24 protein-coding genes are annotated in these 20,003 nt (G+C 55.8%); 17 read left to right on the top strand and 7 right to left on the bottom strand.

Annotated elements, in window-relative coordinates; translation table 11 throughout:
* Window position 1 precedes the first annotated feature (1 nt).
* From map to FMM72_RS14890, 10 genes are all read left to right on the top strand, one after another.
* Window positions 2-748: a type I methionyl aminopeptidase gene (gene map / locus FMM72_RS14935; RefSeq protein ID WP_162221879.1), complete on the top strand. Its 747-nt coding sequence runs from the start codon at window positions 2-4 to the stop codon at window positions 746-748.
* Between the two features lie 14 nt (window positions 749-762).
* On the top strand, window positions 763-1,026 hold the full coding sequence (locus FMM72_RS14930; protein ID WP_180322941.1) for a KOW domain-containing RNA-binding protein: 264 nt from the start codon (window positions 763-765) through the stop codon (window positions 1,024-1,026).
* The gene (gene infA, locus FMM72_RS14925) at window positions 1,019-1,237 is read left to right on the top strand and encodes a translation initiation factor IF-1 (RefSeq protein ID WP_006873261.1); all 219 of its coding nucleotides are present in this window, start codon (window positions 1,019-1,021) and stop codon (window positions 1,235-1,237) included. The genes FMM72_RS14930 and infA overlap by 8 nt, the downstream gene beginning before the upstream one ends.
* A 40-nt stretch (window positions 1,238-1,277) precedes the next feature.
* The gene (rpmJ, locus tag FMM72_RS14920; RefSeq protein ID WP_160209753.1) at window positions 1,278-1,391 is read left to right on the top strand and encodes a 50S ribosomal protein L36; all 114 of its coding nucleotides are present in this window, start codon (window positions 1,278-1,280) and stop codon (window positions 1,389-1,391) included.
* A 35-nt stretch (window positions 1,392-1,426) separates the two neighbouring features.
* The gene (rpsM, locus tag FMM72_RS14915) at window positions 1,427-1,795 is read left to right on the top strand and encodes a 30S ribosomal protein S13 (protein WP_160209754.1); all 369 of its coding nucleotides are present in this window, start codon (window positions 1,427-1,429) and stop codon (window positions 1,793-1,795) included.
* Window positions 1,796-1,811: 16 nt separating this feature from the next.
* Window positions 1,812-2,216 (top strand): 30S ribosomal protein S11, encoded by a 405-nt coding sequence (rpsK, locus tag FMM72_RS14910; RefSeq protein ID WP_006873259.1) that lies wholly within the window; start codon window positions 1,812-1,814, stop codon window positions 2,214-2,216.
* 57 nt (window positions 2,217-2,273) lie between these two features.
* Complete coding sequence (gene rpsD / locus FMM72_RS14905; RefSeq protein WP_160209755.1) at window positions 2,274-2,894, top strand: 30S ribosomal protein S4; 621 nt, start codon at window positions 2,274-2,276, stop codon at window positions 2,892-2,894.
* Window positions 2,895-2,995: 101 nt separating this feature from the next.
* Window positions 2,996-3,955, top strand: a complete 960-nt coding sequence (locus tag FMM72_RS14900) for a DNA-directed RNA polymerase subunit alpha (RefSeq protein WP_160209756.1) — start codon at window positions 2,996-2,998, stop codon at window positions 3,953-3,955.
* A gap of 80 nt (window positions 3,956-4,035) precedes the next feature.
* The gene (rplQ, locus tag FMM72_RS14895; protein ID WP_024729497.1) at window positions 4,036-4,377 is read left to right on the top strand and encodes a 50S ribosomal protein L17; all 342 of its coding nucleotides are present in this window, start codon (window positions 4,036-4,038) and stop codon (window positions 4,375-4,377) included.
* Window positions 4,378-4,450: 73 nt separating this feature from the next.
* A complete protein-coding gene (locus FMM72_RS14890; RefSeq protein WP_162221878.1) occupies window positions 4,451-5,275 on the top strand; it encodes a hypothetical protein in 825 nt (274 codons plus the stop codon).
* 352 nt (window positions 5,276-5,627) lie between these two features.
* Here the strand turns inward: FMM72_RS14890 and FMM72_RS14885 are convergent, their stop codons facing one another.
* Window positions 5,628-6,071: a GNAT family N-acetyltransferase gene (locus FMM72_RS14885; protein ID WP_160209759.1), complete on the bottom strand. Its 444-nt coding sequence runs from the start codon at window positions 6,069-6,071 to the stop codon at window positions 5,628-5,630.
* A 197-nt stretch (window positions 6,072-6,268) separates the two neighbouring features.
* Here FMM72_RS14885 and FMM72_RS14880 point away from each other — a divergent pair, with 197 nt between their 5' ends.
* From FMM72_RS14880 to FMM72_RS14865, 4 genes are all read left to right on the top strand, one after another.
* On the top strand, window positions 6,269-6,955 hold the full coding sequence (locus tag FMM72_RS14880) for a histidine phosphatase family protein (protein WP_160209760.1): 687 nt from the start codon (window positions 6,269-6,271) through the stop codon (window positions 6,953-6,955).
* 368 nt (window positions 6,956-7,323) lie between these two features.
* Window positions 7,324-7,752: a Holliday junction resolvase RuvX gene (gene ruvX, locus FMM72_RS14875; RefSeq protein ID WP_162221877.1), complete on the top strand. Its 429-nt coding sequence runs from the start codon at window positions 7,324-7,326 to the stop codon at window positions 7,750-7,752.
* A 310-nt stretch (window positions 7,753-8,062) separates the two neighbouring features.
* Window positions 8,063-9,709, top strand: a complete 1,647-nt coding sequence (gene gltX, locus FMM72_RS14870; protein WP_160209762.1) for a glutamate--tRNA ligase — start codon at window positions 8,063-8,065, stop codon at window positions 9,707-9,709.
* A 16-nt stretch (window positions 9,710-9,725) separates the two neighbouring features.
* On the top strand, window positions 9,726-11,372 hold the full coding sequence (locus FMM72_RS14865; RefSeq protein ID WP_160209763.1) for a glutamine--tRNA ligase/YqeY domain fusion protein: 1,647 nt from the start codon (window positions 9,726-9,728) through the stop codon (window positions 11,370-11,372).
* A 48-nt stretch (window positions 11,373-11,420) separates the two neighbouring features.
* Here the strand turns inward: FMM72_RS14865 and FMM72_RS14860 are convergent, their stop codons facing one another.
* The 4 genes from FMM72_RS14860 to FMM72_RS14845 form a co-directional block, all read right to left on the bottom strand.
* A complete protein-coding gene (locus FMM72_RS14860; protein ID WP_162221876.1) occupies window positions 11,421-11,825 on the bottom strand; it encodes a hypothetical protein in 405 nt (134 codons plus the stop codon).
* 14 nt (window positions 11,826-11,839) lie between these two features.
* Complete coding sequence (gene spoIIP, locus FMM72_RS14855) at window positions 11,840-13,066, bottom strand: stage II sporulation protein P (RefSeq protein WP_160209765.1); 1,227 nt, start codon at window positions 13,064-13,066, stop codon at window positions 11,840-11,842.
* A gap of 83 nt (window positions 13,067-13,149) precedes the next feature.
* Window positions 13,150-14,019 carry a GPR endopeptidase gene (gpr, locus tag FMM72_RS14850; protein WP_243157840.1) on the bottom strand — a complete coding sequence of 290 codons (870 nt, stop codon included), beginning with the start codon at window positions 14,017-14,019 and terminating at the stop codon, window positions 13,150-13,152.
* A 335-nt stretch (window positions 14,020-14,354) separates the two neighbouring features.
* The gene (locus FMM72_RS14845) at window positions 14,355-14,540 is read right to left on the bottom strand and encodes a hypothetical protein (protein ID WP_162221874.1); all 186 of its coding nucleotides are present in this window, start codon (window positions 14,538-14,540) and stop codon (window positions 14,355-14,357) included.
* A gap of 145 nt (window positions 14,541-14,685) precedes the next feature.
* Between FMM72_RS14845 and alr the strand changes: the two genes are divergently transcribed.
* The gene (gene alr, locus FMM72_RS14840) at window positions 14,686-15,903 is read left to right on the top strand and encodes an alanine racemase (protein ID WP_162221873.1); all 1,218 of its coding nucleotides are present in this window, start codon (window positions 14,686-14,688) and stop codon (window positions 15,901-15,903) included.
* A gap of 48 nt (window positions 15,904-15,951) precedes the next feature.
* Here alr and FMM72_RS14835 read toward each other — a convergent pair whose 3' ends face one another.
* Window positions 15,952-16,473 carry a QueT transporter family protein gene (locus tag FMM72_RS14835; RefSeq protein ID WP_160209769.1) on the bottom strand — a complete coding sequence of 174 codons (522 nt, stop codon included), beginning with the start codon at window positions 16,471-16,473 and terminating at the stop codon, window positions 15,952-15,954.
* A 363-nt stretch (window positions 16,474-16,836) separates the two neighbouring features.
* Between FMM72_RS14835 and hemW the strand changes: the two genes are divergently transcribed.
* Window positions 16,837-17,946, top strand: coding sequence for a radical SAM family heme chaperone HemW (hemW, locus tag FMM72_RS14830; protein ID WP_160209770.1), 1,110 nt, complete (start codon window positions 16,837-16,839; stop codon window positions 17,944-17,946).
* 5 nt (window positions 17,947-17,951) lie between these two features.
* Here hemW and FMM72_RS14825 read toward each other — a convergent pair whose 3' ends face one another.
* Window positions 17,952-18,482: a Chromate resistance protein ChrB gene (locus FMM72_RS14825; RefSeq protein ID WP_160209771.1), complete on the bottom strand. Its 531-nt coding sequence runs from the start codon at window positions 18,480-18,482 to the stop codon at window positions 17,952-17,954.
* Window positions 18,483-18,955: 473 nt separating this feature from the next.
* On the opposite strand from FMM72_RS14825, the gene asnA reads away from it, so the two are divergent.
* Window positions 18,956-19,969 carry an aspartate--ammonia ligase gene (asnA, locus tag FMM72_RS14820; protein ID WP_243151632.1) on the top strand — a complete coding sequence of 338 codons (1,014 nt, stop codon included), beginning with the start codon at window positions 18,956-18,958 and terminating at the stop codon, window positions 19,967-19,969.
* The last annotated feature ends 34 nt before the right edge of the window (window positions 19,970-20,003 follow it).

Raw genomic sequence — 20,003 nt, 5'->3', positions numbered from 1 at the left:
TATGGTCGTGCTGAAAACTTCGGGTGAGCTGGCCAAGATGAGAAAAGCCGGCTCGCTCGCGGCGCAGGCCCTCAGGGCCGGCGGCGCGGCCGTTCGGCCGGGCGTTACAACCGGCGAGATCGACCGCATCATCAAGCATTATATTGTTTCCAGGGGCGCCACCCCCTCGTTTTTGGGGTATGGTGGTTTTCCGGGCAGCGCGTGCGTGTCCGTCAACGACGTGATTATTCACGGTATACCGGGCGGACGCGTGATCCAGGAAGGCGATATCGTCAGCATCGATGTCGGCGCGCTTGTCGACGGCTATCACGGCGACACGGCCGCCACGTTCGCGGCCGGGACCATCAGCGTGCCGGCGCAGGCTTTGATGGACGCCACGCGTGAAAGCCTGCTTGCGGCCATTGCCGCCGCAAAGCCGGGCGCGCGTATCGGCGACATCGGCCATGCCGTGCAGTCGTATGTGGAAGCGCGCGGCTACGGCGTGGTGCGCGAGTATGTCGGGCACGGCGTCGGGCGCAAGCTGCACGAAGAGCCTGAGGTTCCCAACTATGGAAAGCCGGGCCACGGCGTGCGGCTGACGCCGGGCATGGTCATCGCTATCGAGCCGATGATCACCGAGCATTCGCCGGCTTTACACGTGCTGGACGACGACTGGACGGTCGTGACGAACGATCACGGCCTGGCCGCGCATTTTGAACACACAATCGCGATCACCGCGGACGGCCCGGTGATCCTGACGCTTCCCTGATGGGGGCGGTTGGGATGCCGGTCGGGACAGGACGCGTCGTGCGCTCCATCGCTGGACGCGATGCAGGCGTGTTTTATGTGGTTCTTGAAGACCGGAACGGACGTGTGCTGCTCGCGGACGGCAAACGCCGGCCGCTTGAGCGGCCAAAATGCAAAAGCCGCAGGCATATCCGGAAAACCAACACGGTGCTGGAGCTGTCCGGCGCCGCCACCAACAAAATGCTGCGAAGGGCGCTTCGGCCCTTCTATGAAAACGAGGGAGGAGAACCGCTTGTCTAAAGAAGACGTCATCGAGATTGAGGGCACCGTTGTGGAAAGCCTGCCGAACGCGCAGTTTCGTGTCGAGCTGCCGAACGGACATCAGTTGCTGGCGCATATTTCCGGCAAACTGCGGATGAACTTTATCCGTATCCTGCCGGGAGACAAGGTCACGCTGGAGATGTCCCCTTACGATCTGACAAAGGGGCGCATCACCTGGCGTTCCAAATAATCAGACCCCTACCGTTACCGAACGAAGGAGGTAATTCCAAATGAAAGTCAGACCTTCCGTGAAACCCATTTGCGAAAAATGCAAGGTTATCAAGCGCAAGGGCCGCATCATGGTGATATGCTCAAACCCCAAGCACAAACAGCGTCAGGGCTAAGTGTGCAAACCAAATAATGGAGGTGCAACAGAAGTATGGCTCGTATAGCTGGCGTTGACCTGCCCAAGGATAAGCGGGTCGAAATCGGGCTGACCTATATTTTCGGCATTGGCCGGAAGACCGCGCAGCAGATTCTTGAAGCCACCGGGGTGAATCCGGACACGCGCGTCAAGAATCTGACCGAGGACGACGTTTCAAAGCTGCGTGAATATATCGACCACAACGTCCATGTGGAAGGCGATCTCCGCCGTGAAGTCGCGCTGAACATCAAGCGCCTGGTGGAAATTGGCTGCTACCGCGGCGTGCGTCACCGCAAGGGGCTGCCTGTCCGTGGACAGCGCACCAAGACAAACGCGCGCACGCGCAAGGGTCCGAAAAAGACCATCGCCAACAAGAAGAAATAAGGGAGGGATATAAACGATGGCGAAAGCTACCGCTACTAAAAGAACGGCGACCCGCAGGCGCCGTGAACGCAAAAACATTGAGCGTGGCGCCGCGCATATCCAGTCCACCTTCAACAATACGATTGTCACCATCACCGACACCCAGGGCAACGCCCTTTCTTGGGCTTCGGCCGGCGGGCTTGGTTTCCGCGGTTCGCGCAAGAGCACTCCGTTCGCCGCGCAGACAGCCGCCGAGGTTGCCGCGAAGGCCGCTATGGAGCATGGCCTCAAGACGGTCGAGGTGTTCGTGAAAGGCCCCGGTTCGGGCCGTGAAGCCGCCATCCGCGCGCTCCAGGCCGCGGGTCTTGAGGTCAACATGATCAAGGATGTCACGCCGATTCCGCACAACGGCTGCCGCCCGCCCAAGAGAAGGCGCGTTTAACGAATCAGGGCGACGCGCAAAGGCGCGGAGCCGCAAACCATTTTGGAGGTGCAATTCATGGCAAGATATACCGGTGCTGTATGCAGGCTTTGCCGCAGGGAGAACAAGAAACTGTTCCTCAAGGGCGAACGCTGCTACACCGATAAATGCGCCGTCACCCGCAGGGCGACTGTCCCCGGGCAGCACGGCAAGGCGCGCACCCGCAAGGCTTCCGAGTATGGAGTCCAGCTGCGCGCGAAACAGCAGGCCAGGCGCTACTATGGCGTGCTTGAGAGCCAGTTCTCCAAGTATTTCGAGATGGCTGCGTCCAAAAGCGGCGTCACAGGCGAAAACCTGCTGCGCATCTGCGAGAGCAGGCTTGACAATGTCGTCTACCGTCTGGGCTTCGCCGCATCCCGCAAGGAAGCGCGCCAGCTCGTCCGTCACGGCCATTTCACTGTGAACGGCAAAAAAGCAAATATCCCCTCGATCCTGCTCAAGGCCGGCGATGTCGTCGCGGTTGCTTCCAAGAGCGACAAGATCAAGGGCGTCGTCGAGGCGTTCGGCTCCAGGCCGGTCGCAAGATGGCTCGAATGCAACAAGACCAATATGACCGGCCGTGTCATTGAGCTTCCGAACCGTGAGGACATTGACCTTGATGTCGAGGAACATCTGATTGTCGAGTTGTACAGCAAGTAATTGCTTTGCGGCGATTTTGCGCCGCGGACATGTTCGTTATGGTTGCAGGGAAACGGGAATGACAGGGCGGGTTCTCCCCGCCGCAGAAGGAGGGTCCATATTTGGTTAAGATCATAGAGCCTAAGATAGAAACGGTCGAGCTCAAATCGGACGGCAGTTACGGTAAGTTTGTAGCGGAACCGCTGGACAGGGGATTCGGTACTACGCTTGGCAACAGCCTTCGCCGTGTGCTGCTTTCTTCTCTTCCTGGTGTTGCAGTCATTTCTGTCAAGATTGACGGTATTCAGCACGAATTCTCGACAATCCCGGGCGTCAAGGAGGATGTGACAGAAATCATCCTCAACATCAAAGGGCTGACCGCAAAGCTGTATTGCGATGAGCCTAAAACCGTGCGGATCGACGCGCAGGGCGAATGCGAGGTCACGGCCGGCAGCATCGAGTGCGATTCGGAGGTTGAGATCCTCGACCCAAGTATGCACATCGCCACGCTGGACACGGGCGCAAAGCTCTCCATGGAGATCACGCTCAAAAAAGGGCAGGGCTATGTTTCCGCCGACCGCAACAAGCATACTGAGCTTGAAAAAGCGCCGGTTGGCACCATCGCGGTCGATAGCATTTACACCCCTGTCCTCAAGGTGAATTACACGGTTGAAAACACGCGCGTTGAACAGATAACCGACTATGATAAGCTTACGCTGGAAGTCTGGACAGACGGCACGATCTCCGCAAAGGAGGCGGTCAGTCTGGCGGCCAAGATCCTCAATAGACAACTCAATCATTTCGTCGATCTTTCCGACGAGGTGAGTGCCACTGAGATCATGGACAAAAAGGAAGACACGGGCAAGGATAAGCTCCTTGAGATGACCATTGAAGAGCTTGACTTATCCGTCCGCGCGTTCAACTGCCTGAAACGGGCCGGCGTCAATACCGTGGCGGACCTTATCAACAAGTCGCCGGACGAAATGATGAAGGTGCGCAATCTCGGTAAAAAGTCGCTGGAGGAAGTCATCCTGAAATTGCAGTCTCTGGGATTTGACCTTTCAAAGGACGACGATAACTAAATCTATGGGCCGCAGCGGCCCGTGGTCCCGGCGGCGGCGCGCCGCCAGGGTTACAATGCATGGGTAAGGAGTGAAATTCGATGCCAGGAACCAGAAAGCTCGGCAGAACGTCCAGCCACAGGATGGCGATGCTCAGGGCAATGGTGACGTTCTTGCTGGAAAACGGCCGGATCGAAACCACTGTCACGAGGGCCAAGGAAGTGCGCTCAATGACCGAGAAGATGATTACAACGGCGAAAACCAACGACCTCCACTCCAAGCGTCAGGTACTCTCTTTCGTTACGAAAGAGGACGTTGCGAAGAAGCTCTTTGACGAAATCGCCCCGAAGTATGCCGATACCAAGGGCGGCTATACGCGAATCGTCAAGATCGGACCTCGCCGCGGCGACGCAGCGGAAATGGCGATCATCGAGCTTGTCTGAGCTTGATGTTCAGAGGATATAGAAAAGGAGGCATCCGCTGTGGATGTCTCCTTTTTTACGGGGAGAGATGAATATGTATGCAAATATTAAGCGGCGTATGCACGGAAGAATGCTTGTTATCACAATCCTGTTTTTCATACTGGCGGGGACGCTGCTGACCAATGGCTTTAACATGCTTTTTACTGAAGGCCCTTCCTATACATATCTGGAGCAGACGGAAAAGATTTTTAAGGAGCGCGGGCAGGTTTTGCCGGAAAAGGAGCGCGTGCGCCTCATGGAAATGGACGCCAATATGAACGCACAGATGCGCAGGGAACGCCGGCTGTGGGCGCCGGTATTGATGCTGTTTGGTTTAGCAGCCGGCGCAGCCGGCCTGCTGACGCTTGTGCGCGGGATGAATGTGCCGGGCAGCAAGCTTGGAAAGCTTGTCGCGCTATATATGGCACAGTGCGGCGAAACGGACCTGAATCAGGTGCTGGCAGAGCTCGACCGGGAGTTAGCCGTGCCGCTTTACGATTCGCGCCATATAACGCTTACGGCAAACTGGCTGGTCGGCCATACCGGCATTACGCGGCAGGCCGTCGCGATCCCATACAGTTGTATCACAGGCGTCTATTATTATCATTTGCTGCGTATCCGGCCTGGGCGCGGCACGACGCGGCAGTTTCATATTATGCTCAACGACCGATTTGACAAGGAGCGGCAGCTCTGGATGGCGAGCCTAAAGCAGCTTGACGAGCTGTATCCGCTTGTATGCGAGCACTGCCCGCACGCCGCGCACGGCACATATAAAGAGGATTACGCGCGCTATCGCAGCCGTCCGAAGCAGGAACGGGAGGAGCAGATCAGACGCATCCTCGACGCGAACCGCGCCGATGGGATGCTGCATGTAAATTGATTGGCGCGGTTTGCTTTACGAAGCGCCCGCCAACCATTTGCGGCACAGCCTGTATAAACACAACAGCTGCCCCGCTGTTCGCGGCGCAGCCTGTATAAACGTAGCGGCAGCCCCGCTGTTCGCGGCGCAGCCTGTATAAACGCAGCGGCTGCCCCACTGTTTGCGGCGCAGCCGACTAAAGTTTTTTGCCGAGGCTTTTTTTCAAAAAAGCCGGAAAGTTTTTTGCCGAGGCTTTTTTCAAAAAAGCCGGAAAGTTTTTTGCCGAGGCTTTTTTTTCAAAAAAGCCGGAAAGTTTTTTTGGCATACCTTTTTTCAAAAATGGAAAGGTGACAACCCGATAAACTGAAAGTTGTCAATCTCTTTTCATATATAACAATGGATAAGGATTCCCTTGTTCGTCCAACTCCGTCCTTTTATAAACTTCAAAGCCCATATGCTCGTAAAATCCTTTCGCAAGAGGATTTTGTTCATTGACGGCAAGTTCATTGACAGAATAAATATCAATGCCATATTGCAGTAATTGTGTTCCGATTCCCTGTCCTCTGCTTTCATTTGAAATAAATAACATTTCAAGCATTTTGTCTACAATCCCCATAAAACCCACGGGATTTCCGTTCTCATTTTTTGCAACCACTAAAACAGGGACACTATGCAAAGCCTGGGGAACATATTGTTTAATATTGCTTATTTCATCGGTTGATAAAAACAAATGAGTCGCTTTAACAGAACTTTCCCATACTTTTAATAATTGCTCAATCAAAAGTGCATTTCTGCCTGTTACCTCTATGATTTTCATATCCTTGTCCTCCGTAAATTCAAGTTTGTCGAATCGATTATAGCACAAGGTAACTACCATAACAATCTTTCTTTGTGGAAATTGCCAAAGTGATAATCCAGCAACACTTTTCTTAAAAGGGACAAAAGAGATGATGATTGTAAAGAGGGGCATTTTGTGATATCATCAAAGCATCAATGCGATTAGGGAGATGCAGGATGACAACCACATTGTATCTGGTGCGCCATGCCGAGGCCGAGGGCAATTGGAAGCGTACCTTTCAGGGGCATATTGACAGCAAGGTGAGCGAAAAGGGCTGGATGCAGCTTGACTATCTGGCGCGCCGTTTTGAACAGGTCCATCTGGACGCGGTATATTCAAGTCCGCTCAAACGCGCCTGGGCGACAGCCGAGGCGATGAATCGCTTTGCCGGGCTGCCCATTACACCGGAACGCGGCCTGATGGAGATCGACGGCGGTGCGTTTGAGGGTCTGCCGTTCGCGGAGCTACCCACGCGTTATCCGGAGGAAAACGCCCAATGGGACAATACACCGTGGCTCTTTCAAGCGCCGGGCGGCGAGAGTATGCGGCATGTGTTCGAGCGTATGCAGACGGCCATCGACGCCATTGTGCGTGCCAATCCGGGACGGGTGATCGCCGCGGCCTCGCATGGATGCGCTATCCGCAACTATCTTTGTTATGCGCTCGGCTGGCCGTTGGAGCGTATCGCGGATGTCTGCTGGTGCGATAATACGGCAGTCAGCCTGATTGAGTTTGACGACAGCTTCCGGCCGCATATAGTCTATCTGAGCGACGCGTCGCATCTGCCGGAGCATGCGTCAACGTTTGCCACACAGTCCTGGTGGCGGCGTGAAGAGCAGCACGCTGCATCTGCCGCACAATAAAGCGGGGAGAACGTCTATAATCAAAATGATTTTTAGAGCCTGTATCCACAGCCGGAGGATACAGGGCAGGCGAGGTGTTTTGTACCCGATCAAGGAAAAATTTTTGCAGGGCGGGGCAAAAGGCCCGTCTGGACGGCGCCGGGCGGCTGTGAATACAGGTTCTTGAAGCCTCAATAAGCCATTGACTAGGGGCTGTTTGAAAAATTAAAATTCCCGCCTTTTTCTACAAACAGGGGTGAATGCTGCTTTAAAAAGCCTCCGAATCGGAACGGATACCGGCGTTTTTTGCCTTGCATTCTCCTGATGTCTGCGAACAATCCGGCAATTCCTCTTTTTTCAAACAAGCCCTAAGAATAGGAGCTTTCAATATGAAAATACTTGCTGTTGATTTTGGAGACGCACGCACAGGGCTTGCCTGCTGCGACCGGACAGAATATCTCGCTTCGCCCATCGGCGTGTTGCATGATAAGGACTTTGGGAGTGTCCTGCAAAAGGTGGCCGCGGCCGCCAGCGAATACGATGCGCAGGAGATCATTGTGGGTCATCCGATCAATATGAACGGTACCGAAGGCCCGCGCGCGCAGCTTTGCGCCGACTTTGCCGAGCAGCTTGCAAAACTTGTGACTGTGCCGGTACGCCTTTGGGACGAGCGCGGAACCACCGTTTCGGCGACAGGATTCTTGAACGCAACGAATACACGCGGCAAAAAGCGTAAAGAGGTCATCGATGAGGTCGCCGCTACGATTATTTTGGAAAGCTATCTCAACTATCGGAGAAATCATCCGCAGGAGTCGTGATCGCAATGTACCAACAGGTTTTTTGTATATATTGTAGAATTTTTCACACAGATATAGTATCATATGCGCAGGGCAAACGGCAAAGCCGTTTGCAGCCGCCGGACGGCGGCTGCCGCTGAAAAGCAGCGGACTGCGCATGGGGCATCAGAGCTAAAACCGGCTTTGCCGGTTTAACCGCCGCTTTGCAGCAGACAAGCCCAAATGGGCTTGCCGCTGTGGACGAATGAGCCGAGGGGCTGTCTTTATAAGGCGACCCGCATTGCAGCATGTTATGAACGATTGTGAAGTCAACATAGAAGGAGTCTGAATCATGGATTATTCCGCACTTGCCGATTTGCTGTTCCCCGGTATCGACACAACGCCTGCCGATATTGAGGCGCGTTACCCGGCGCGCGCGCTGCCCGAGGGCGCGAAAGTGACGCGCATGGCGCCCAGCCCGACCGGCTTTATGCATCTGGGCAACCTGTTCGGCGCGATCGCGGACGAGCGCCTGGCCCACCAGAGCGGCGGCGTGTTCTATCTGCGCATCGAGGATACCGACCAAAAGCGCGAGGTACCCGGCGCGGTTGAGACGATTTTGCAGGTCTTTTCCGACTATGAGCTGCCGTTTGACGAGGGAGCGGCCGCCGATGGAGACAACGGTCTTTACGGGCCGTACCGGCAGCGACAGCGTGCGGAAATCTATCAGACGTATGCCAAATGGCTTGTCGGGCAGGGTAAGGCATATCCGTGCTTTTGTACGGAGGATGAGCTTGCGGCCATTCGTGAGAAGCAGGCGGAACGCAAGGAAAACTTTGGTTACTACGGTAGATGGGCCGTCCACCGTGATATGCCGTTCGATGCAGTCCGGGAAAAGATCGAGGCGGGAGAAGCGTTTGTGCTGCGCTTTCGCAGCGAGGGCGATCCCGCGCGGCGCGTCAAATTCACGGATCTTGTGAAGGGGACGATGGAGCTGCCGGAAAACGATCAAGACGTTGTGCTGCTCAAGTCGGACGGAATCCCCACGTATCATTTCGCGCATGTTGTCGACGATCATCTCATGGGCACAACGCATGTGGTGCGCGGCGAGGAATGGCTTGCCACGCTGCCTATCCATATCCAGCTCTTTGCCGCGATGGGATGGCGGATGCCAAAATATGTCCATACGGCGCAACTTATGAAGCTGGACAACGGCAATAAACGCAAGCTCTCCAAACGCAAGGACCCGGAGCTGGCGCTCGATTTTTACCAGCGGCAGGGATACTGCGTCGCAGCGGTCAAGGAATACCTGTTGACGCTTTTAAACTCCAATTTTGAGGATTGGCGGCTGGCCAATCCTGAAACGCCGGTCGATCAATTTCCGTTTAACACAAAGAAGATGGGGGTTTCCGGCGCGCTGTTTGATATGGAAAAGCTTGACGACGTTTCCAAAAATGTCATTTCCCGCATGACGGCCGGCGAGGTCTACACGCATCTGACCGATTGGGCGCGCCGGTATGATCCCGATTTCTGCGCGCTGCTCGAGCGCGATCCCGCGTATTCGAAAGCGATCCTTTCCATCGGACGCGGCGGCAAAAAGCCGCGCAAGGACATCACGGTCTGGAGCGGCGCGAAGGAGTATTTATCGTTTTTCTTTGACGAGCTGTTCAAGCCCGATCTGACATATCCGGAGCATGTGACGGCAGCCGACGCAAAAAAACTGCTGACCGATTACCAGACGATGTACGACCCGGCCGACGACGGCGGGATGTGGTTTGAGCGCGTCAAGACGCTCGCTGAGTCGGTCGGCTATGCGACCAATATGAAGGAATACAAAAAGGACCCCGCGGCCTGGCCGGGCAACGTGGCCGACGCGAGCATGGTGCTGCGCGTTGCGATCACTGGGCGGCAGAATTCGCCCGACCTGTGCGAGGTCATGAAGCTGCTCGGCCCGGCGCGTTCGATCGAACGCCTGCGCGCGGCGGCGGAAAAACTGTGATGGAAGGGGCGTGCGCATGATGGAAATCGCACCAAATTTTTTAACGGATATCATCGATGAGGATATTGAAAACGGTCTGAAGGAACGTATTCACACGCGCTTTCCGCCGGAGCCGAACGGTTATCTGCACATCGGCAGCGCAAAGGCGATCTTTATCAATTATTTTATCGCAAAGAAATATAACGGTCTGTTCAACCTGCGTTACGACGACACGAATCCCGTCAAGGAGGACACGGAGTTCGTCGAGTCGATCGAGGAGGATTTGCGTTGGCTCGGCGCGAACCCGGAGGCGATCTTTTACGGTTCCGATTACTTTGACCAGTGCTATGAATATGCGGTCAAGCTCATTCGCGAGGGTAAGGCTTATGTCTGCGATTTAACGCCCGATGAAATGCGCGAATATCGCGGCACGCTGACGCAGCCGGGACGTGAAAGCCCATACCGTAGCCGCACGCCGGAGGAAAACCTTGATTTGTTCGAGCGCATGAAAAACGGGGAGTTCCCGGATGGCAGCCGTACCCTGCGTGCCAAGATCGATATGGCGTCGCCCAACCTAAATCTGCGCGACCCGGCGATCTACCGCATTGTGCGCGCGCACCATCACCGGCAGGGCGACAAGTGGTGCATCTACCCATTGTATGATTTTGCGCATCCTATACAAGATGCAATTGAGGGCATCACCCATTCGATGTGCTCGCTGGAGTTTGAGAACCACCGCCCACTGTATGAGTGGGTTGTCGACAACATCGGCTTTGACCCGAAGCCGAAGCAGCGTGAATTTGCACGCCTGAATATCACAAACACGGTGATGTCGAAACGGTATCTGCGCGAGCTTGTCGAGACAAAGCGCGTTGACGGATGGGACGATCCGCGTATGCCGACGCTGTGCGGCCTGCGCCGCCGCGGCTACACGCCGTCGGCAATCTTTTCGTTTGTGCAGCGCGCCGGCATCGCCAAGACGAACAGCCTTGTCGATCAGCGCCTGCTGGAATATTGCATCCGCGAGGAGCTGAATGCGAATGCGCCGCGCCGTATGGCCGTCACCGAGCCTGTCAAGATGATCATCGACAACTATCCGGAGGGCAAGGTTGAGTATTTTGAGATCGCCAACAATCCGGTCGACCCTGAAGCGGGCACGCGCAAGGTTGCTTTCTCGCGCGAATTGTACATCGAAAAAACCGACTTTGCCGAGGTACCGCCGCCGAAATTCCAGCGCCTCAAGCCAGATGGCGAGGTGCGTTTGATGGGCGCATACATTGTGCGCTGCGCGCAGATCGTCAAAAATGACGCCGGGGAGATCGTCGAGCTGCACTGCACGGCTGATCTGGAGACGGGCAACGGGATGCCGGCGGATGGACGCAAGGTGCGCGGAACCATCCATTGGGTGTCAGCGGCGCACGCGGTCGACGCCGATGTGATGCTTTACGACAACCTGTTTACTCTTGAGGATGTCAACGCCGTGCCGGAGGGGACAAATTACCTCGATTATCTCAATCCCGATTCCTTGCGCGCGCTGAAGGGCTGCAAGCTGGAGGCAAGCCTGGCCGAAGCGAAGCCCGGCGACCGGTTCCAGTTTGTGCGTATGGGATATTTTTGTAAGGACAGCCATGACGCGCACACCTTTAACCGCATTGTCACACTCAAGGACAGCTTTAAGCTCTGATGACAGAAAGGACCCTTGCAGCTTTGGGCTGCAAGGGTCCTTTCTGCGTCATGTTTTTGGCTGTTCGATGGGAACTCCTTCTTGAGACTTTGCAACGTTTTGTATATATTGTCTATTCATATACCATTCGTTAAATGTGTCGCGTCCATAGACACTGAGGGAATAAAGCTGTTCCAAGGCGAGCAGGCCACGCGGCGTGACGAGGCAGGCATATTTTTTGCGCCAGGCTTCAAATTCATTGAGCGGGTCAAGTGTAAAGTTATATTCCTTGCCCATCAGCGTCACGTCAAGGCGCAGTGATTCCGGACGCTCAAGCTCGAAGGCATGGAGTCCGGGGCTGTTTTCATAGCGGGCGCTCTCGATATCCACGAAGAAAAAGAGCACAAGCCAGGCGGAAAGCAGAAGGGTTGAGAAGAAAGAAGCGACGAACAGACGGGTATCCTTTGTTAACATATTGTATAATCACCTTATTTTTCAACGTCTTGTTGCATTTCGCGGCTCTCATCCAGCAGGCGTGCCAGCGATTTGCCCACGAGCTGCGCCGTATAGACGCTTTCATCCAGCGTGTTTGCATTGGAGCCGAACTCCAAAAGCAGTGAACCAGTTGTCAGATCCATATTGTATTTGCGGTAACAGAAGAAAATCGGACGGGTCAGCTGAGGCGTATCCTGTTCGATCGCGTCCTGAAGCGAAGCGGCAAAGCGCAGGTTTTCACGCCACTTTGGCACATTCATGGTGCCGTCGTCGCTGCCGGTGATAATCATGAGCTGCGCGGCCTTTTTACCATCCACTTCGATGGTGGGCTTGACAATCAGATCCTCCTCGCGCTGAATGGCGTCGCGGTGCACATCGAGCGCGATCTTGATCGTCGGGTATTTTTCCAGATACGATTTGATTGTCTCGGCGCTGCGCTCATAGGCGCCGTTGTATGAGGGATAGTCATGCTGCGTGCGGTCATGGACGACGCCAATACCGGCGTCCTTGAGCGCCTGTTCCAGGGCGTCGCCCACAACGATCATATTATTAGTGTTGTCGGTTGAACGCCAGGTATTCCGCATGTCATAATTTTCACTGTCGTATGGCTCATAGCTTTCCGTGGCATGTGTATGGAAAATAAGCACTTGCGGCTCAGGCGTATCCTCCAGATGGATATTCATGCCCTGCTTCATGATCGATTCAATTTCGCTGGCCGGCAGCTCGGTGTAGTTGCGCAGCAGCCCTTCGCCATAGGCGATCAGGTTGGTGCCGGAGCCGGCCATATTTTCCTGAAGAATTGTGCCGCGGTATTCCTCGCTGATTTTATGAGAATTATCCCTGGCTGGCGAGGGGTTGGCTGTTTTGACTGGGCCGTCTGCGCTTTCCGGAGTGGAGGAGGTGGGCGCGGACTCCTCGGAGGGCGCCTGAGAGTCCGCGCTTTCGCCATCGTCAAACGGCTCTACATAGGACGCGACCTGGTTTTCACCCTCCTGGTAATAGCTCTCGTCGATCTTGTCCGCAAATCGGGACTCCAAAAGAGCGATAGAACCTTCAGGCATGTTCACCATCGCAGAAAGCAGCGCCGCTTTTTCCGTAAGCTCTCCAACATCCGGAGAAAGCGAAAAAGCCGCGATCAACGACAGCGGCAGGACAAAAATGGCGGTCAGCAAAAATGGGGAGCGGCGTGCCGGTCTGTGTTTTCGGACATGCCTATTCATACTCGCCGCCCCCTTTTCGGATAGAACCGTTTACATGCATTTTATTCAGGCCGCGGCGGTTTTATGACGGCGAAAGGGTGTTTTTACGAGGTCAGATAAACGATGTCTTCAAGCGAAAGCTGAGGCTGGAGCGCGGCGTTGATGGAAAAGGAAAGCGTTTTTGCACCGCGGTCAATGACCGCATCGATGTCGCGCGGCGTGACCATCATGGCGTCCGCGCCCGGCGCGGCGGCGCGGTCATCCGCATCGTGCAGGATGTCGCGCGCGAGCGTTTCGCCGTCGACCACGGTTGGGATCCCGATGGAGACAACAGGCGCTCCGAGCGTCGCTGCATTTAGCTCGCGCCGCGCGTTGAACACACCCGAGCCGGGAGAGATGCCGCTGTCTGCGAGCTGAATTGTTCGGCCCAGACGGTCGAGCGAACGTGAGGCGAGCGCGTCGATCACAATGACGGCGGCCGGCGAGAGATCGCGTGCCACCGAGTGGACAATCTCACCGGTTTCGATCCCTGTTTGGCCAAGAACGCCCGGCGCGATCACTGCGACAGGCCGCAACGTGCCAAGTCCCGTGCGCGCCGCCAGCTCGCGCGGGATATGGCGTGTGGCAAGGATTTGCCGCGCGGCGCGCGGGCCAAGCGCGTCCGGGGTGATGCGGTCGTTTCCCAACCCGACGACGAGCACAGGCCCGCTTTTAGGGAGCAGGGATTGAAGCTCCGCCGCACAGGCGTGGGTTGCGTCGTCCGCGCCGCTGCTTTCACAGACAGGCGGCGTCTCAATTGTGATATAGCGTCCGCACGGCCGGCCAAGCCGGCGCGCAGCGTCGTCTGTATCGATGGTGATCCGCGTGATCCGCGCGCTGCCGCGTGTTTCCTCCTGCATGGATACGCCGTGCGGCAGGCGCTGCTCAAATTCGGCGGCTGCCTCGACCGCCAGATCAGTCCGGTACAGGCGCATGGGCGTCCCTCCTTTGGCGGGGCAAAAGGCCCCGCGCATGTTACGAATCTGTTAAACTTCGCGGCGCGGTTGTAAAAACACGCCGGTTGGTGTATATTATAAGAGCCGTTTCCTTTTCACACGGCCGTGGCTGCACGCCGCAACGGGAAGCTGTTCAGGCTGCTTTCCACAATAAAAAAGGATTGATGCAAACAATGACGAAACGAAAAATAGGCCGCGTTTTCCTTGTCGCGGGCATAACAATATTGTTGGTTGCCCTGCTGCTTTTATTCAATACGAATTCACCCTGGGCCTTGATTACGCTGGTCCTTTCGATCATCCTGAACACAATCGGTCTATCCGTCCTGATGGTCCGCAGCGTCCGGGATGGTACGGATGATGATTAAGAAGCTGTACCAATGGGAGAGGCACACGCCCTGGCGGAAAATTTCCTGTCCGGACCGTGCCAGAAAAGCTTGAAATTCGCCGGGATTCCCACGCTTTCCTTCCTTGCCGGACAAAAAATTTTCTTGCCAATCCATGCGCTTTCCCCCATTGGTACAGCTTCTAATCGTTTCCGCCGGGGCTTTTTTGATGAAAGGCCCTGGCGAGAGAATGGATGGGGCTGTTTTGCCGTCTGTTATATATAGATTTGATCCTGCTAAAAACTGGAGGGATTTTGGGGCGATGGATTATCTGCGCCGCACCTGGGCGGAAATTGATCTTGACCGCATTGTACATAACCACCGAATCATCAGGCAACGCCTTGCGCCGGGCTGCCGGACCATGGCGGTCGTCAAGGCCGACGCATACGGCCATGGGGACGGTTATGTATCGCGCGCGCTCCAGCGGGACGGCGCGGATTGGTTCGCTGTTTCCAATATCAATGAAGCTGTTTCCCTGCGCCGGCAGGGGGTTGTACGGCCGGTTCTGGTTTTGGGGTATACACCGCCGGAGATGGTGGGGCTTCTTGTTGAGCAATCGCTGTCCCAGACCGTTTATTCCGGCGAATATGCCCACGCGCTGTCAAAACAGGCTGCGGCGCATGGATTGACCGTTGACTGCCATATTAAAATCGATACAGGTATGAGCCGTATCGGATTTTTTGCGCAGCAGGGCCACGCGGCGCAGGCGGCCGGTGAGATCGCTCAGGTCTGCGCGCTGCCAGGGCTTTCGTGTACGGGGGCATTTACGCATTTTTCCTGCGCCGATGAATATAACAGCGACAGCCGCTCTTTTACGCGGCATCAATTTGATGTGTTTATGGAAACGCTCGGCCTGCTGACGCAGGCGGGCGTAGAGTTTGAGCTGCGTCACTGCTGCAACAGCGCGGCGACGCTTGCATACCCGGAATATCATCTTGATATGGTGCGGCCGGGCGTTGTGCTCTATGGCCTGTCGCCATCGCCGGAATGTGCGGATATGGCAAAGCTGCTGCCTGCGATGTCGCTTTATACAACGGTTACGATGGTGAAAACGTTGGATCAGGATGCAGCTGTCAGCTATGGGCGCCGCTATGTGACGCCCAGGGGTGGGCGGCGGATTGCCTCGATCGCCATTGGCTATGCCGATGGGTACCGGCGCAATTTTACAAATAAGGGCCGTGTTATGCTTCGGGGCCAATATGCGCCGATAACAGGCGCGGTTTGCATGGATCAACTGATGGTGGATGTCAGCGCGATTGACGGCGTTCAAAGCGGCGACGTTGTGACGCTGATCGGCGAAAGCGGCGGCGCGGCGATTACGCTTGACGATTTTGCAGCGCTCAATGGTACGATCAACTACGAGGAATGCTGTCTGATCGGCCGGCGCGTTCCGCGCGTTTACATGCAGGGCGGCCGCGAGATCGCAGCTGTCGATTATGTCATTGCAGCCGCCGGCGAACACACCGGCCGGCCGTTGTAGGCAAAAAAACAGCCGGACGCTGACGCGGCCGGCTGTTTTATAATTATTTTAGAGGGTTCCGAAAATCCGGTTTTCCAGATGGCTCCTTTCAAGCGCCCACACCAGAAGCAGGCCAAGCACACAGCAGGGGACGATCTGCCCGATACCAACAGACAGTGCCGATGATACAAATACACCGGTGTTCCAGCCGCCCGGAGAGACAAGGGTGATTTCAGCACCGATGACAACTGCATTGACAAGCACGGGCGGCAGCGACGAGAGTACGGGAAGTCCATGGATACGCACATTGCGCAGCGCGTAGCTCATCAGCGCGGCGATCAAAGTGGCGCTGGTGCCAAAGACTACGTCAATCAGCCCCATCGACGAACCGAGCGCATTCGACAGCGCACAGCCAAGCGTGACGCCCCAGATAGCGGCGGGGCTGAATACGGGCAGCAGCGTGAATGCTTCCGACACGCGCATCTGCACCACGCCGAAGGAGAGCGGCGCAAGCGCGAGGCTGACGGCGCAATAAGCCGCGGCGAGCATAGCCGCCGCGGCCATGCGCCTTGTTGTGAAGGTTTTCTGCATATTCTTTTTTCCTCTTTTCCGGAGCCTTGCCGCGCTGCGGCCGCCCCTAGTTTTTGTTTTAGGTCAGGATGTTGCGAACTGACCGCTGCTTTGCAGCATGGAATATTGTACCTGATTTCAGCCGAAAAAGCAAGCTCCCCCGCTTTTTTGAAAAAAAAAGCTCGGCAAAAAACTTTCCGGCTTTTTTGAAAAAAAGCCTCGGCAAAAAACTTTCCGGCTTTTTTGAAAAAAAGCCTCGGCAAAAAACTTTAGTCGGCTGTGCCGCGAACAGTGGGGCAGGTTCCGGTACTTTTACAGGCCGCGCCGCGAACAGCGGGGCAGCCTGGTGGAGCGTGAAAATGAAGGATAAAAAGGAGACTGCCTATGTGCTGTGACGCCCTGTATCTGCATATCCCGTTTTGTGAGAGCAAATGCCCGTACTGCGATTTTTATTCCGTGAAAGCGGATGACGATTTGATGGACCGCTACATAGACGCGCTGGAACGCGCTTTGAAAACACAGCCGTACAGGGTGCGACGGCTGGATACCGTTTATTTTGGAGGCGGGACGCCGTCGGTGCTCGGTGGGCGGCGGCTGACGCGCCTGATGGATGCAGTGTGCCGGACATTTGCAGTTTCGCCGGACGCGGAGATCACGGTGGAATGCAACCCGCATTCTGCATTGGAGCCAGTGCTGCGGGCACTGCGCGGCGCGGGGGTCAATCGCTTGTCCTTTGGAATGCAGAGCGCTGACGACAAACAGCTTTGCACGCTTGGACGGCGGCATACAGCCGAGGGCTTTGCCTTTGCTGTCAGAACGGCCCAACAGTGCGGATTCGAACATCTTTCATTTGATCTGATGCTTGCCACCCCCGGACAGACAAACGCCGACATCGAATCGGCCGTAAAGCTGTGCGCGCGGCTTGGCGCGGAGCATGTGAGTGCGTATCTTTTAAAGATCGAGCCTGGCACACCGTTTGCAGCGCGCCATATCGAGGCGGAATGCCCGGATGAGGACGGCCAGGCCGACCTTTACCTCTATGCTATTGAGGCGCTCGCGCGGCAAGGATATGGACAGTATGAGATCAGCAACTTTGCACGCGGGGGCTGTATCGCGCGTCATAACCTCAAATACTGGGACGGCAGGGAATATCTTGGCGTCGGGCCGGCGGCGCATTCCTTCATAAGCGGCCGGCGGTTCTTTTTCCCGCGCGACCTGGCGGCGTTTTTGCAGGCGGACGAGCCGTTTGCGTTGTGTGTCGGAGACGGCCCGGGCGGCGGCGTACAGGAATATATCCTCCTGCGCCTGCGCCTGACAGAAGGCGTTGTATGGGAGACGCTCGCGGCGCGCTTTCCCGGTTATGACGCGCGCGCGCTGCGTGAAAAAGCCCGCCGGATTCCCGGCGGGCTGCTGGTATCGGATATGCGCGGCCTGCGTTTGACGCCACAGGGGTTTCTTGTCTCGAACGCAGTGATCGGACAACTGCTTTTATAGCGTTCTTATGCATCCATCAGGCGGCGTAGCTGCTTGCCAAAATCAGCGGCGACGCCGCGCACGCCGTCGATAATTTCATTGATGCCGGCTTCGATCTCTCCGGCGGCAGCGGCCTTGAAAAAGTCGCGCGAATGCGTTTTGCGGTACCGCTTGACCACTTGACGGATTTTTTCCGTCTCTTCGGCGGTCAAAGGCTGGTTCGGGCGCTTGAGCATCAGGAGCACGTTGGCGCAGTCAGCCAACAGCTCCGTATATTCGTCGTCCACCTGTTTTTTGAAACGGGCCGTCGTTTGCAGCTCGTCTGCGGGGTCTGTGAAACGCAGCTCGACAATCGACGCTTCGCCGCCCATCTGGCGGATTTTTTGGGCAAGCGCAGAAAACTGCTGCATACTCTGCGCGGTATTCGGCAGCAGAGCGACGCCTTGTTTAAAATATTCTGCGCCGATTTCCTTGAGCTTGCGCCACACATAGACGCGCGCTTTTGACGGCTTGATCGGCACATTGTAACTGATTGCCAGCCAGACGGTTCTTTGCATTGGGCGCACCCCCTCATTATCTCTGTCACAGATCCATTTTATTTTACCCTTTGAGAGCGATTTCGTCAACACCCGCATGCAGGCCGGAGAAATTTTCCTTGCAAGGCGGCGTGCGGAGTGATAAAATAAACGCAAGGCGTTTATTTTATCCTTCATGGCTGGGGCGATACGCGGGCGCGGCCTGCTGCCGCCCTGATGGCCAATTGTATCATGCCGCTCTGCGGGCATGATACGATAAACACGGAATATTTATTTTATCATTTATAGGCGGAGTGATGCACGGACGCACACAAATCAAGCAAAATTTTGAATGTGCCGTCTGTCCGGGCGGACACTGCACGCTCTTTGCGATTGTCCATTGTCCGTTTTTGAAGGACAGCCGGCAATGATGAACGCAAGGCCTCTATTCGCTGGGGGTGCATTTTATTTCTTTCTATGCCGCATATTGCGGCGGAATGGGGGATTTTTTATTTATGTCAGTCAAAAACCTGATGCTGCCTGAGCACTATTTTTCCAAGCTGGACATTATGGAGACGGAAATCGCAATTAAGCTGGCCAAAGACACCTTTGAACGGGAATTGGCGCGCGCTCTGACACTGACGCGCGTATCTGCACCGCTGTTTGTCCGTCCGGAGACAGGGCTGAACGACGACCTCAATGGTGTCGAACGCCCGGTTCAGTTTGATATCCTTGATCTTGGCGCGGATGTGCAGATCGTCCACTCACTCGCCAAATGGAAACGAATGGCGCTCGGCCGCTACGGCTTTGCTCCGCAGACCGGCCTGTACACTGATATGAATGCGATCCGCCGTGATGAGGAGCTTGATAACCTGCATTCAGTTTATGTTGATCAGTGGGATTGGGAAAAGGTGATCACACGCGAGCAGCGCACCATGGAGACAGTTGAGGACACTGTCAGGTCGATTATGCGCGCGCTGTGCAAAACACAGAATGTCCTGGCCGATGCATTCACGGCGCTTGAACGGTTTTTGCCGGAACAGATTTCGTTTGTTACAAGCCAGCAGCTTGAGGATGAATATCCGGGACTGACGCCAAAGGAACGTGAAAACGCCGCAGCCCAAAAATATGGCGCGGTATTTGTCTCCCAAATCGGCGGCGCGCTGCGCTCCGGCAAGCCGCACGACGGACGCGCGCCCGACTATGACGACTGGTCGCTCAACGGCGATATCCTGATCTGGTATCCGGTGCTTGGGCGTGCGCTTGAGATCTCATCGATGGGTATCCGTGTGGACGCCGCCGCACTGAAACGGCAGCTTGAGACGGCGGGATGTATGCAGCGTGCCGGACTGCCGTTTCACAGGATGCTGCTGGAGGACCGCCTGCCGCTGACGATGGGCGGCGGCATCGGTCAAAGCCGTATCTGTATGGCGCTGCTGCAAAAGGCGCACATCGGCGAGGTGCAGGCCTCCGTCTGGCCGGATGATATGCACGACGCCTGCGCCGCGTCGGGGATACATCTGCTTTAATTGGGATGTGCGGACGGCTTTTGCGCCAGAGATG

The sequence above is a fragment of the Anaerotruncus colihominis genome (genome assembly GCF_010206195.1).
GTDB lineage: Bacteria > Bacillota > Clostridia > Oscillospirales > Ruminococcaceae > Anaerotruncus > Anaerotruncus colihominis_A.
The sequence above is the reverse complement of the archived record's forward strand: the minus strand, read 5'-3'. Positions and strand labels throughout refer to the sequence as shown.